The 14,378-nt window shown below is 36.7% G+C and carries 9 protein-coding genes and 1 tRNA gene; 2 read left to right on the top strand and 8 right to left on the bottom strand.

What is annotated here, in order from left to right; genetic code table 11:
• The first annotated feature begins 79 nt into the window (after positions 1–79).
• Complete coding sequence (locus tag IHE43_RS01285) at positions 80–952, top strand: LysR substrate-binding domain-containing protein (RefSeq protein WP_192186318.1); 873 nt, start codon at positions 80–82, stop codon at positions 950–952.
• Positions 953–1,001: 49 nt separating this feature from the next.
• Positions 1,002–1,088: transfer RNA gene (locus IHE43_RS01280), tRNA-Ser, on the top strand.
• Positions 1,089–1,170: 82 nt separating this feature from the next.
• On the opposite strand, the gene IHE43_RS01275 is transcribed toward IHE43_RS01280, so the two are convergent.
• The 8 genes from IHE43_RS01275 to IHE43_RS01240 form a co-directional block, all read right to left on the bottom strand.
• Entirely contained in the window at positions 1,171–2,877 is a 1,707-nt protein-coding gene (locus IHE43_RS01275) for a sulfatase (RefSeq protein ID WP_192186317.1), read from the bottom strand.
• A gap of 123 nt (positions 2,878–3,000) precedes the next feature.
• Positions 3,001–4,842: an alkaline phosphatase family protein gene (locus IHE43_RS01270; RefSeq protein WP_192186316.1), complete on the bottom strand. Its 1,842-nt coding sequence runs from the start codon at positions 4,840–4,842 to the stop codon at positions 3,001–3,003.
• 139 nt (positions 4,843–4,981) lie between these two features.
• A complete protein-coding gene (locus IHE43_RS01265; protein ID WP_192186315.1) occupies positions 4,982–5,230 on the bottom strand; it encodes a T9SS type A sorting domain-containing protein in 249 nt (82 codons plus the stop codon).
• Positions 5,231–5,354: 124 nt separating this feature from the next.
• Positions 5,355–7,379 carry a T9SS type A sorting domain-containing protein gene (locus IHE43_RS01260; protein WP_192186314.1) on the bottom strand — a complete coding sequence of 675 codons (2,025 nt, stop codon included), beginning with the start codon at positions 7,377–7,379 and terminating at the stop codon, positions 5,355–5,357.
• A gap of 107 nt (positions 7,380–7,486) precedes the next feature.
• Positions 7,487–8,875 carry a glucoamylase family protein gene (locus IHE43_RS01255; RefSeq protein WP_192186313.1) on the bottom strand — a complete coding sequence of 463 codons (1,389 nt, stop codon included), beginning with the start codon at positions 8,873–8,875 and terminating at the stop codon, positions 7,487–7,489.
• Positions 8,876–9,006: 131 nt separating this feature from the next.
• A complete protein-coding gene (locus IHE43_RS01250; protein ID WP_192186312.1) occupies positions 9,007–9,828 on the bottom strand; it encodes a LamG domain-containing protein in 822 nt (273 codons plus the stop codon).
• A gap of 29 nt (positions 9,829–9,857) precedes the next feature.
• Positions 9,858–11,330: a RagB/SusD family nutrient uptake outer membrane protein gene (locus IHE43_RS01245; protein ID WP_192186311.1), complete on the bottom strand. Its 1,473-nt coding sequence runs from the start codon at positions 11,328–11,330 to the stop codon at positions 9,858–9,860.
• A 24-nt stretch (positions 11,331–11,354) separates the two neighbouring features.
• Positions 11,355–14,351, bottom strand: a complete 2,997-nt coding sequence (locus IHE43_RS01240) for a TonB-dependent receptor (RefSeq protein ID WP_192186310.1) — start codon at positions 14,349–14,351, stop codon at positions 11,355–11,357.
• Positions 14,352–14,378 lie beyond the last annotated feature (27 nt).

Raw genomic sequence — 14,378 nt, 5'->3', positions numbered from 1 at the left:
TTTTTTACAAAGTTCGGAATTATGATTTCATTAGAAAAATTAATAATTTTACTGATAATAAGTAGTAAAACTTATCATTATGGAGATTTATCAACTTGAATATTTTATAAAAACAGCTGAAGTTTTACATTTTACAAAAGCAGCTGAATTGTGTTTTGTAACACAATCCGGATTGTCACAGCAAATTAAAAAACTCGAGGAAGAGCTCGGAATGCCTTTGTTTGTCAGGATCGGAAAAAAAGTACAGCTTACAGAGGCGGGTTCTGTTTTTTTAATTCACGCCAGGCAAGTCATCGAAAATGTTCAGAATGGAAAACAGGCCATAGATGATTTAAATCAGATGATTGGAGGAGAATTGCGAATTGGGGTAACCTATATTTTTGGACTTTTGGTTTTACCTGTTGTGAATTCATTTGCCAAAACCTATCCGAACTTAAAGATTGTGGTAGAATATGGCACAACAGAACCTTTGGAACAAAAATTATTGAATAACGAATTAGATTTGGTTTTGGTGATTTCTTCTAATGAAATTAAACATCCTTTTCAGAAAATTCCATTATTCTCTTCCAATTTGGTGATGGCCGTTTCAAGATTGCATCCGTTAGCGGTTTTAGATAAAATTGCATTTAAGAAAATCGAAGATGTAGCCCTTATTTTGCCTGTGAAAGGATTTAATTCAAGAGAATTTTTAGATGAATTATTTCTAAAAAACAACATGAAACCTAAAGTTTCGATTGAATTAAATGCCGTTCATGCTTTATTGCGATTAGTAGCTGATAGTGATTGGGCGACAATAGTGACGGAAAAAGCCATGAAAGGCTGGGATAATTTAAAGGCAATTCAGATCACCGGTGTAGGCACACAAAGGGATTCCTTTATATTGACCATTGAAGGTGCCTACCAAAAAAAGGCAGTAAAACTTTTTATAGAAGAATTTAGAAAAAGTATGTAAAGTAAATTTTTCTAACTCAATTTTTTTTGTGTTCTTTGCAGACCAATAAAGAGAGGTGTCCGAGTGGTTTAAGGAGCTAGCCTGGAAAGCTAGTATATGGGTAACTGTATCGAGGGTTCGAATCCCTTCCTCTCTGCGAAAACTAAAAACCGCAATTTCATATTTTCATGAAATTGCGGTTTTTTATTTAATAGAATACTGAGATAAATATGTAAATGCTAGTAAAAATCAGGTGTACCTCTTAACTTTTCAAAGTTTTTCTTACTACGTTCAATAGATTCTTTATCTGCTTTTTCAAATTCTTTGTCTGATACCTTATATTTCTTTTGTAAGGAATTCAAAATTACTAATAAATGTTCCTCTATTTGATTATAGGAATCATCGTCAATAAGATTCTTCAATTCGGTTGGGTCAGTTTTTAAATCGTAAAGTTCCCATTGATCGATATCATCATACATATGTATCAGTTTGTAGCGTTTTGTTCTTACTCCATATTGCTTTTTAACCATGTGAAAAGCAGGATAATCGTAATAATGATAATATATAGCCTCTCTAAAATCGTCATCGGATACTTTACCTTCTAAGAGAGTTTTTAATGATTTTCCCTGCATATTTTTTGGGATAGCGACTTGCGCGAAATCTAAAAAGGTTTCAGCAAAATCGAGGTTTTGAGTGAGTGCTGCTATTACAGTTCCCTTTTTAATTCGGGCTGGATACTTCATAACCAACGGCATCCTTAAAGACTCTTCATACATAAATCGTTTGTCAAACCAGCCTTTTTCACCCAAATAGAACCCCTGATCAGAGGTGTAAATAATAAGTGTGTTTTCAGAAAGATTATTGGCGTCTAAATAATCTAAAATTTTGCCAACACCTTCATCAACCGAAGCTATTGTTGCCAGATAATCCTGTAAATAGCGCTGTCCTTTCCAGATGGCAAGCTCTTTTCCTGACAAATGGGCGTCGTGCATGGCATCATTTTTTGGCTGATAGGCTTTATCCCATAGGGCACGCTGTTCAAATGTCATTCTGTCAAAATCAGTTTTCCAGGGATTGTTTGCTAATTCATTGCTGCCTTTTGCTACAGTCATTTTAAGATCATACCCTTCGTACATGTCTTTATAAATAGTTTGCAATTGCTGTTGTGATGCCAGTGAACCTTCATACGACGTAAAATAAGTTTCCGGAAGTGGAAATTTCACTGAATCATATTTATTTAAATGGCGTAACGCAGGCATCCAGTTTCTATGAGGCGCTTTTTGATGAACCATTAACATAAACGGTTGTTCATCATTCTTAACTTGTCTAATGTAATCAATGGCATAATCTGTAATTATATCTGTTACATATCCATTTATAACCGTGGTATCAGATAATTTACTGTTTTGCGGTGTTTTTTTCGCGCTATTTTTCTTTTTAATGTTTAAGGTATCCTGAATTTTAATAAACTGGGGATTGTAGTAATTCCCCTGATCGTTTAAAATATTCCAAAAATCGAATCCTTCAGGATACCCATGTAAATGCCATTTTCCAATAATCGCTGTCTTGTAACCTGCTTTTTGAAGTAGTTTTGGGAAGGTTTGCTGACTGTTATCAAAGCGGTCACCATTCATTCTAAAACCGTTAATATGGCTGTGTTTTCCGGTTAAAATTACCGCTCTACTGGGGCCACAAATAGAGTTGCTACAAAAAGCATTTTTGAAAATTACACCATCTTTGGCGATTCTGTCTATGTTTGGTGTCGGAGCTAACTTGCTAATAGGATGCCCATAGGCACTAATAGCCTCCGCCGCGTGATCATCAGCCATTATAAATATAATATTGGGTCTCCTCAATATTTTCCTGTCACCTACTTCTTGTTTCGTGCTTTTACAAGAGTGCAGCGCTGTAGCTATTAGAATAAAGCAAAAACATTTTTTAAACATTAATTTTTTTTTAAAATGAATTATATAGACCCAACGATAGCGATGTACAAAAGAGTTTTTAGTGATGTATAAAACTAATCAGGTACTTTTCTATCCGTGGATCGCATTAATGAACCTTAATTTTTAATTTCTCGAGAAATTTTTTGACTCGCTTCCTCTGGAATCCTGAATGGTCACAACATAAATTCCTCTCTTGTAACTGGAAACATTAATTTGATCCTGGTAAAGACCTGTTGTGGAAAACAATGTTTTTTGTAAAACCAGTTGCCCGTTAGTTACTTTCGTAATTTTTAATGTCGCACTAGGATCAGGAGACTCAAAAGTTACATTCAATAAACTTGAAGTCGGATTTGGAAAAAGGACGACATTATAAACAGGCGGAGGCGGAGGCAGAGTTTCACATAGTGCAACATGATTTTTACCGTCTAAACTCCAGGCTGGCTGAATAGGAACGCACATCCAGTTTAAGGCAGTAACGGCATTATCCGGTTCACGTGTTGTTGCAGCATAATCATTTACAGCGAAAGTATTAGACTGATCGGTTTGCCTTGTTACGGATCCAGTGATTGTAGCGTTATTGCCATTTGCACTAGAGTCTGTTAAAGTTGTCCCTGCAGTCTCATCACACTTATAGTTGGCCAATAACTGACTGTAAAACGGATGGCCTGAACTTACCGGTTTTGTTGCCCATTCTACTAAAACGTCATTAGGGATTACTGAATTCCAAACCCTGATATCTCGGTAGCTTCCATCGAACTTTAAACTATAGGTTGTGGTACCATCCTGATTAATAACAAAAGGCAAACCTGAGTTGATACTGTTAATGTTTTGCATTTTTTCATAGCCCACTACCGCTCCGTCTTCGTAAGCTGTCATTAGTCCATCCCTGTCAAAACTCACTGCCAGATGATGCCAAACGCCAGGCTGTAAATTACCGCCTTCAATATCTATTCTATCTGTTCCATCGCCCACATTTACTTTCCAGAATTTACCGCTTTGAGCAGAAATTACAAATCCCGCGTTGGCACCTCCGCCCCAGTTCTTGTTACTTATCAGTGCCGGATCGCCCGTATAATTATTGGCTTTTACCCAAAATTCAATCGTAAAATCCTGCGTTGTTCCAAACGAAAATGGTGTTTGATTAACTGGCTTGGCAAAAGATGTCGCCACAAAACGAGATTCATTAAAAGTTGCTGCATTACTAACAACAGTTTTACTAAGCTGCTGCGTTGTAAAATTTGGATTAGAGTAAATATTAAAAATGGTTCTTTCCTCGATTGTTCCTCCGCCATGCCCGGCCAAATTTCCCCCATGGTCTGTTGTAACCACTACCAGCCAGTCTTCGTTGGCATAATTAGGCCTGCTTTTCATTGCAGCAATTACCGCCGCTACATAAGAATCTGTCGTTTCAATAGTCGAAACGTACTGCGGGATTGTGGAAGCAAACCCATACGTATGACCTGCATGATCGACATCATCAAATGCTACGAAGAGCACATCCGGATTATCATTGGTTAATGCCAGTACTGCACCATTCTTCACTTCTAAATCTGTGGCGTAAGTGTTTTTTATATTGGCATTTTGTATAATGGTAGTATTAATTGGACCCCAATGTACACAGGAAATTGTTTTCAGGCTTGAGTTGAAAGTTTCGATCCTTGAAATAAAATCTGGATAATTGGTGAAATTCGCACCTGAAAATGTATTATCACTAACGCCATGTTTGGTATGCCAAACTCCTGAAAGCATAGTGCTCCATCCATTTCCACTCCAGGTTTTGTAAGCGCAAAGACCATCAGTGCTATAAACAGCATGGGTGAGCAAATCATCAATTGCCGGCGTATTGGCAGCAGTTAAAACATCGGCACGACAACCGTCAATTCCAATAAAGAGCACCTTGCGTGCCTGGCTTTGGACATTTAAAATGACAGTTAGAACTAAAATAAAAATAAATTTTTTTTTCATAATAAGATTTTTTATAAAGTCATTTAACCGCTTTATGTACAGCACAGAAGCGGAAAACAACGATAAGGGTTAGGGTTAGAAATTATTTATTGTATTGCATTATATTAAAGGTGAATTTGAGAATTCATAAATTGCTGTTTTATTGTTTTATAAACTTCTTGCAGTCACCTTTTTTTTCATCCTGAACCAGCAGAATATAAACGCCGTTATTCAATCTGGATACATCGAACTGGTCTTGGAAAATTCCGTTTTGGGAGAATATATTTTTTTCTAAAATAATTTGTCCACTAGTATTTATTACTTTCAATTTGCCTTTTTTGCCTTGAGATTTAAAATTTAAATTCAGAAAACGTGAGGTCGGATTCGGACTAAGGATAATTTTTAGCATATCAGAAACAGGTTTATTAATAGATAAATTATTACAGGGCGCAACATGGCTTTTTCCATCCAGATTCCATAACAGGAAAGAGTTAATTCAATTCCTATTAGGATTCTGTTTTAGTATTTGCTGGTTACTTTTTTGTAATCTTTGAGATTGTTTCTTCTTTGTCAGTAACTGTTTTGATAATATATATACCACCTGGAAGAGAATTTGTTTGAAGTCGAACGAAATTAGTTTTCGGCGTTTTCATTATAACTTCTTGTCCCATAATGTTATAAATAGAAACGTTCTGGATAAGATCACTAGATTCAATTGTCAAATTATCTGTAAACGGATTGGGATATACAATAGTTTTTTTTATTACATCGGTCACAGGTTTATTAATTGCCATCTTTTTAAGATTTGTCGGATTTCCAAGCGAATTGTTTACTGAAAACCAATTCGCTCCAAGATATTCAGGTAAGGAAGCTAGTCCGAATAACATAGTCGAAAAGTCTACAGCCTGAATATAAGAGGCTCTCGGCGTGGTGTTACTTCGCATGTATCTCCATAACACTTTTTTTGTTGGATTGCTGGGCAGGCTATATACAGCAGGTCCTGTTCCGTTATTATATAATGATAACAGATCTGATTTAGTATTAGAATAAATAGAGCTAAATCCTGCAATAATATGCGGTGAAACAATTTTGTTTGGATTATTGTTTATTTTGTCTGCAGAATATCCTCCTCCTGGTATTTCTCCGGCTCCACATCCCCATTCATAACTATTAGTTGCTCCTGCATTGGTGGCGAATAATTTGTCTGAACTTAACCAGTTGTTATAATAGCTCATATAATTGGCATCATTTTTAAAATAATTCACAAAATAGTAAGCAAACTGCGGGACAAAGCAGGAGGTGAATCCACCATCAGAAAGCGTTACATATCCATTGTAATTAGGATGAGCTACGGGTGCCGTTACCGGATTTGCAAAGTAAGTATTCCAAAATGTTTGGGATTTAGCATAACCAGGATTCGATGGATTTGCATTTTTAGCTAACCAGGATACCAGCATATATTCGTTAAACGGGGTGGTAAATGCAGAACCTACTTCGCCTGACTGATCCATAACCATTGCAATTTGTGTTGGATATATTGCTTTGGTATAATCCATAGCACCAAGTAAAGTATTTACATTGGCAACAATTGTTGCATTGCTAGAAAAATAATTCCTGCACATAAATAATCCCATTGCAAAAATGGCATTATCAACGGTACTATATTCGGTCGACCATGAACCATCCGGACCTCCGGTATCCCATTTAAAATAACGTGGAAACATTCCTGCTCCATTTACTTTGCCATTATTTTTAAAATCAATAAAGGTTTGCGTGGTTGCAATAACCTGATTTGCTGCTGTAGCATCCCAATTTACGGCATCCCCAGTTTTGGCGTGCATAGCACCAGATATACATAAAGATATAAGCCCAATTCCGTTTGCAGCTATGGCAGCCGGCTTAGGTCCGGCTCCATTAAGCGCCAAGGCATCCAGATAAACACCATTTGACTGGCGGATATCCTTAAAAACCTTATAACTATTTTGAAAAAGTTCTGTAATATAAGCCGGTTGATTAGAATCATTGTTGATTAGGATATCGTCAAAATATAAGGTGATATCCTTATTTAGTCCTACAGGATTGTTAAAATCCGGCATTAGGCTAATAGTAGTATAATTTCCGGTTAAACTACTGAAATCGAATACAAGATCTTCCCATTCATTTACTTTTGTCTGCGGACTCATACTCGCTATTTCAAGCGGTCCGTTCGGTCCTCCCTCTAATTTAAATTTAACCGGCGAAATTCGGGTTTTATACACTTTAACGTGTACATATTTATTTACCGTTAAATCTACTGTGAGGCTCGACCAAAAACCTTCCCAGGGTAATCCGTCTTTATCACGTAATAATTTGCAAACTTTATTACTGGTATTAATTCCCGTTTTAAAAGGATTATTAACAACAGTCAAAGTACTAAGATCATTCGAGCCGCCTTTTATTATATTCATCGTCATCGGCGTACCCTCATAGTTTTCTATCATTTGAGAATAAAGAAAAGGGGCATTTCCTAATAACAAAAACAGCACTATGCCTCTAAAATAATTTTTAGTTTTTTTCATTTTTATTTGGTTTTAGTTAGTAAATAAGGTTATTCAACTTTGTTATTTGCAGCTTTTTGTGATTAGAAAACTTTCTGCAAACCTGTAATTCGCACTTCAGATTAATTTTAAAAACCGTGTTTGCCAGAATGAAAACCGAGAGTAATTAAACCCTGTTTTACCTCGGGAGCATTCATGAACAAATTCCATAATAAACCGGTGCGGTAATTTTCTAACATGACTACTTCCGGTCCCTGATCAATGGCTAAATAGCGTTGGGCTGTCCATTGGTAATGTTGGCTGTGGGCATCATAAAATCCTGCCACTCCCCAGGTGTCGGTTTTATAATTCTCATATAAATTACGTATAAGCGCTTTAGATTCTGCCGGGGTATAAACAATAGAACTTATGGCTGCAGTGGGTGAAATAACGCCTTTGTCATTGCTTGGCATGTGGGCGTCATAACCTATTGAACCATCTGTATTTCGTGCATAAGAGGCAGTTAGACCCCAATAATTAGCCCCATAACCTTTATAATTTTTTGGATTGCTAACACAATATAAGTAATCGATCTTGGCATGGTTTACATTCAAATCCCAATAATTAGCATAGATATCTGATAGCTGAGTAGGATCTAAACCCAAATAGGAGTAATGCGCCCAAAACAAAGGGCCACCATACTCTTCAGCTCCATTATGTTTTAGAATTAAAGGCAGGTTGTATTTTACATTAGGCGAAACAATACCGCCACTTCTGGCCCAACCTTGATGATACGCTGCAGGAGAAATTGGATGTGAAGGTGAAGCAGCAGCCATGACATAGGTAATCAAACATTCGTTGTACCCTTCGAGAGGAAAATTCTTTTGCCATTCATAGTTGGGGGACCAGTGCCAAAATAATTTATTCTGATTGTTTGTGTACCATTGCCAATCGACTCCTTTCCATAGATCATCGTATTTTTGTGCCAGGGCTTTTTCGGTCGTTGTTCCGTTTTTAAGGTATTCGCGAACAGTAATCATTCCTGCAGCCAAAAAAGAAGTTTCTACTAAATCACCTCCATTATCCATAGTTCCAAAAGGAATAACATGACCTGTATTTCCATCTATCCAATGCGACCATGCTCCATGAAAGCGGTCAGCAGTAGAAAGGAAATTTGCCATTTTTTTTAATCGTTCTGTACCCTGATCTCGGGTAATATACCCTCGGGACATGGCTGACACTATAGCCATCAACCCAAAACCTGAACCGCCTGTTGTAACTGTATTTTGATCAAAAGCAGGATTTTGAGGATGGTATCGCTCTCTAGCCATTCCGGAATTGGTTTGGGCATAATCCCAGAAATAAGCAAAGGTTTGTTTTTGCACCAGATCCATAAGTTCCTCATCAGATAATTTTACTACCGGAGGAGTTACTATGGGAGGAGTTACAACGGGAGGAGGAGTAACCGTTTCCTTTTCTGAATCGGAACTACATCCCCAAAAACAAAAAAGTATTAATAAAGCAGATAATTTTGTCATGTTTAAATTTTTTTATAATTAGTACCAATTTTGTTTGGGGCAAAAACAAGAAATAGGTAGTATTGAAAAAACTCATTTATAGTCTTATAAAACAGCTTGCCATAGAAACCATCATGGCAAGCTTATTTGTATTATTTCTTTTTGCTGTATAAAGTGGTTACTTCAGCAGCAGTCAAAGCAGTAGAATACATTCTGAACTGGTCTAATCCACCAAGCCATGAAGACATCCAGCTGTCTGTGCCACATGCACCTCCGATACGCAAAGACGTAATTTTTGAATCGTCTAAATTGATAGCACCATGAGCACCCCAGGTTCTTGTGCTCACCGAAATACCATCTTTATAGAAGGTAAGACTGGAAGTGTTTGCATTATAAACAAAAGCACAGTGATGCCAGGCATTATCAAAAAGTCCCGAAACAGCAGAAGAGCCTTCCCAGGTGAGCCAGGTGTCTGCCATATATTTATCTACAATTACAAATTTCACGGCAGTGGCACCAGGAGAGCCTTCCATTAATAAAAACATAGCACCTCCGGACCAATGTCCGTTAGAAGATTTCAGACTAAATGCAAATTCAGCACCACTTGAAGCACCATTATGTTTTTCCCAAAATGCAATAGTAAAACTGCCTGCCGTCGTAGCAAAATCATTAGGTTTAGCAAATGAAACAAATTTTCCTGCTGTGCCCTGGGTTGCTTTACTTGCAGGGCCATCGATTACTGCGAATGGATTATCTGTAGGGAACTGCGCACGAATACTGTCTACGGCATTCATCAAAGGATTAGTGGTATTGCCATCAAAAGCAGCGTAAAATTTTAGTGGCCCGCCAACTGCATTGGCATCCTTAGGATAGTCTCCTAATGCCGGAGTATCCATTTCCTGACATCCAATAAATGCCAGTGAAATAAGCGCTATTCCAAAAGCTTTTCTAAAAAGTGATTTATTAATTTTCATTGTATATATTTTTATTAGTTTGAATAGTGTTAATAATTAGGATTTTGAATTAAAACACCGCCTGATTGATCAATTGCTGTTTGAGGAATTGGATAATATTTGTTTTTATCCAGGTATCCTAAACCACCTAATACAGATGCAGCATCACCCCATCTCACTAAATCGTAAAATCTTTCGCCTTCCATTGCAAACTCAATTCTTCTTTCTTGTTTGATAGCTGTTCTTAATGTAGTCTGACCGCCTGTAATGGCAGGTAAAAGGCTACTGTTTCCCCCTCTTGCTCTGGCACGAACTTTTTCTAAATAAGAAGCCGCTTTAGGGTTTCCAAGTTCATTAGCTGCTTCAGCCGCTATTAACAATACATCGGCATATCGTATTATTTTTATGTTTTTCCAAAAATTCTTATTAACGCCATAGCTGGCACGTAGAGAAGGAGTAGTGTAAGCTTTTTTATTCCAATATTTTTGAGCCAAAGGGGGGCTGGCCGGAAGCGTATTTCCAAATCCATCATTTTGCCCTGAAAATAGGATAGTTGTCGCTTTACGGGGATCACCAGTTTCGTAAGCATTAACTAAATCCGTTGTTGGTACATTGAATCCCCAGCCTAAATCCCAAGTACTTGTTCCTCGAACTCCTTGTGATTCCCAGTAATTATTGGCGTAATTAGTAGTCTGCAGTCTTAAAAACTGCACTTCGAAAACGGATTCTTTAGAATTATCACCAGCTTCTGAGAATAAAGTTTCATAAGAAGATACCAGAGCGTATTGTCCTGAATTAATAACTTCCTCACTTTTTGCCAATGCCTTTGCATAATTACCCTGATACAAATACAATTTTGCCAATAGACTATTTGCAAAACCTTTAGTGGCTCTACCTGGGTAGGCTGGCCAGTTTAAAGGTAAGTTGTCAGCTGCAAATTCTAAATCACTAATAATTTGAGCATCTATTTCGGCAACCGTGTTTTTTGCTTTGACACCATCGCTTGGTTTTATGATCTTGTTTAAAATTATTGGCACAGCACCATAGTCCCTGCGCAAATCAAAGTAAGCAAATGCTCTAATTGCTTTTGCTTCGGCACTGTTTACAATTGTTCCCTGATCTTTTAAGCCCGAAGCCTCAATATCAACAATCAAATCATTACAGGCATATATTAAGCTAAAATGACCATTCCAGTTACTGGCAAATTCTGTTTTTGCATATTGATATTTATCCATAACATTTCCTAATGTCGCTGCATCTGTTGGTGTACTGCCCTTGGCTGCATCATCTGATCGTATACTTTGAAACCAGTATCTGTTCCAATCAGCAACTCCTCCTTCGGTACGTATTTTTCCATACAATCCAAAAGCTTTTTCTTCATAACCACCGGCTGCTAAATCGCCATCTGTTGCTACCCCTAAAGGTTTCATGTTAAGAAAATCATCATCATTACAAGAATTTAATATTGGTAAAGCAAGCGCTGCGATGAATGATAATTTTATAATAAATTTATATTTTTTCATTTTTTTGTCTTTTTTATTTATTATTTAAAAAGTAACATTTAAGCCTAAAGTCGTAATAGCAGGAAGTGGGTAACCGCCAGAATCTCTGCCAAATGCAATAGGAGAACCACCAGCTTCCGGGGTAAATCCGGAATTATGTTTCCATGTTATGGGATTTTGAGAATTAATAAATAATTTCAATCCCTGGATATTCACTTTATTCAATAATTTAGAATTGAAATTATAAGCCAATTGAATGTTTCTTATTCTGATATAACTTCCATCTTCAATCATATAAGTTGAATTTTGCTTGTTATATCCTGAACCATCATTTAATCTTGGTTCCCAATTTGAAGTACCTGCACCAGTCCATCTGTCTAACCTGTCGGTTCTGTAGTTAAATTGCGCAAAAGTGGAACCATTACCCCAATCTCTCCATACCTCGTTACCGTATACGCCCTGAAAATCTGCAGCCAATGAAAAGCTCTTATAGGTAACGCTTCCAGAGAATCCGTACATAATATCCGGGGTTGGATTTCCGATAATTGTTCTGTCGTCTGTAGTGATTTTTCCATCTCCATTTACATCTTTATATTTTAAATCGCCAGGAGCATAAGTACCAAGTGCACTTGCCGGAGAACCCAAAATATCAGCATAAGATTGATAAACTCCTTCAGCAATATATCCGTAGAAAGATCCAATTGGAGCACCTGCAGTCAAGATAGAAGGTCCGTCTGAAACTTGAAAACCATCCTGATATACAGATTTTACTGTATTGTTTAAAGTGGTAAGATTTCCACTTATGGCGTATTCAAAATCGTTATTTATTCTATCATTCCAGGAAGCAGAAAACTCAAACCCTTTATTTTCTATTTTCCCGGCATTGGTATAAAATCTCTCGCTGCCTAAATCAACAAAAGTCAATAGGTTATCGGTTGTTTTGTTAAAGTAGTTCGCTTCAATTTTTAATCTGTTTTGTAGTGCACTCATTTCCAGTCCTCCTTCGTAAGAAGTAATGGTTTCCCATTTTAAATTTGGATTATTTCTATAAGATAAAATATAGGCTGGAACTAGTGATTCACCAAAAACTGCTGAGGAACCGGTCGTATAACTTGGGTAAGAAGGATAATGAATTGACGTATATTGATTCCCTAATTTGCCATAAGAGCCTTTTAATTTTAATGAATCAAAAATTCCAAGGTTTTTCATGAAATTTTCTCTTGAAATTTCCCAGGCTCCACCTACAGACCAGAAATTTTCAAATCTGTTATTTCCGGTAAAAGCAGAAGAACCATCTCTACGGAAAGAGGCATTTAAGATATACTTTCCGTCATAATTATATAATGCTCTGGCCAAATAAGAAACTGTCCCATCTTCATATTGATCTGAGCCTGATTTACTTTTTGAAGGATCACCGTATGGATATACATTTAAATACCACCATCTTTTATCATTAGGAATCGGATTTCCATTTATGTATTGTGAAACAGATCCGTTAACAGAATCATATCCAAAATAATATCTTGTATAACCAGCCATTGCAGCTATACTATGTTTTCCAATTGATTTATTGTAACTTAATAAATAATCCTGTTGCGTTTTTTGATAATTATTACTGTATTGGTTGACAGAAGTTTGCGAACTGCTCCCCGCATTAGTAACCTGATCGGTTTCGGCAGCATAAATATTAAACACAGGGCTATATCCGCGGCCTTTGTTATAACCTAAATCTGCATAATAGGCTGCTCTAAATTTTAAATCTTCAAATAATTTGAATTCAGCAAATACATTTCCAACAAATCTGGTTTCGCGATTTAACTGAGTGCCTTTTGTGCCCTCGACATATAATAACGGGTTACCAATTTGTGCCCCTCCAATTTGAACTGGTAATTGATTATAAATACCTAAAGCAGAGTTAAAAGCCTCAACAATTGGAGTGGCATTTATTGCAGAACCAAAAGAATGAAATTGGGCTGGTCTGGCATCAACACCACTAAACCCAACACCCACTTTTATACCATTTGTTAATTGTAACTCATTGTTTAAATTGAATGTGAATTTCTTGTATTTTTCATAATCAATTAAACCTTCGTCTTCTAAGTATCCTGCACCCAAATAAAATTTATTTTTATCTGTTCCGGTTGAAACACTAATGTTATGGGTAATTAAAGTTGCATTATCATTTGAAATTGCATCAATCCAGTCTGTGTCGCCGGTAAATTTGTCATAATAGGCATATGGTACAGCAGCTTCATTTACTCTCTGTTCATTATACAGGGTTTTAAATTCTGAAGCATTGGTCAACGATGGTTTTCCAACAATTGTTTTAACACCTAGTGTTGTATTATAATTGATGGTTACCTTTCCTTCTTTTGCTTTTTTAGAAGTAATAATAATAACACCATTTGCACCACGCACACCAAAAATAGCTAATGATGATGGGTCCTTTAAGACCTCCATTGATTCTATATCATTAGGATTGATAAAATTGATATTATCTGTAAATATTCCATCAACAACATACAATGGTTTTGTGTTATATCTGCTTACAGTACCTCTGATCCTGACATCTGGCTCAGCGCCCGGTCGTCCGGAATTTACAACTGACAGACCTGCGACCTTTCCCTGAATAGAAGCGATCGGATTTGAGTTTGGTTTGTCGGCGACAAGCTTTCCTTCTACTTTTACAATAGATCCTGTTAAATCTCTTTTCTTTGCTACCCCATATCCAATAACGACAACCTCTTTCAGTTCAGAATCCTTAAAATCTTTTAGCGTTATTGTCATCGGATTTGAGGTTGCGGTTACTGAAACAGTGTCAAATCCAATCATGCTGATTTTTAGGGCTTCACCTTCTTTGGCATTTATGGTAAATTTTCCATCAAAATCGGTATGAGTTGTAGTATTAGAATTAGTGGCAAAAATAGTTACGCCCGGAATGGCGAATCCTTGTGGATCAATAATTTTTCCTTTGATTACTTGACCAGACATATATGCCGGCAGCGCAATGAGTGCTAAAAAGCTTAAAATGTAATTTCTCATATATTAATATTTTGTTAAAGTTTAGTT

This window comes from Flavobacterium sp. MDT1-60, from assembly GCF_014844035.1.
Taxonomy (GTDB): domain Bacteria; phylum Bacteroidota; class Bacteroidia; order Flavobacteriales; family Flavobacteriaceae; genus Flavobacterium.
The sequence above is the reverse complement of the archived record's forward strand: the minus strand, read 5'-3'. Positions and strand labels throughout refer to the sequence as shown.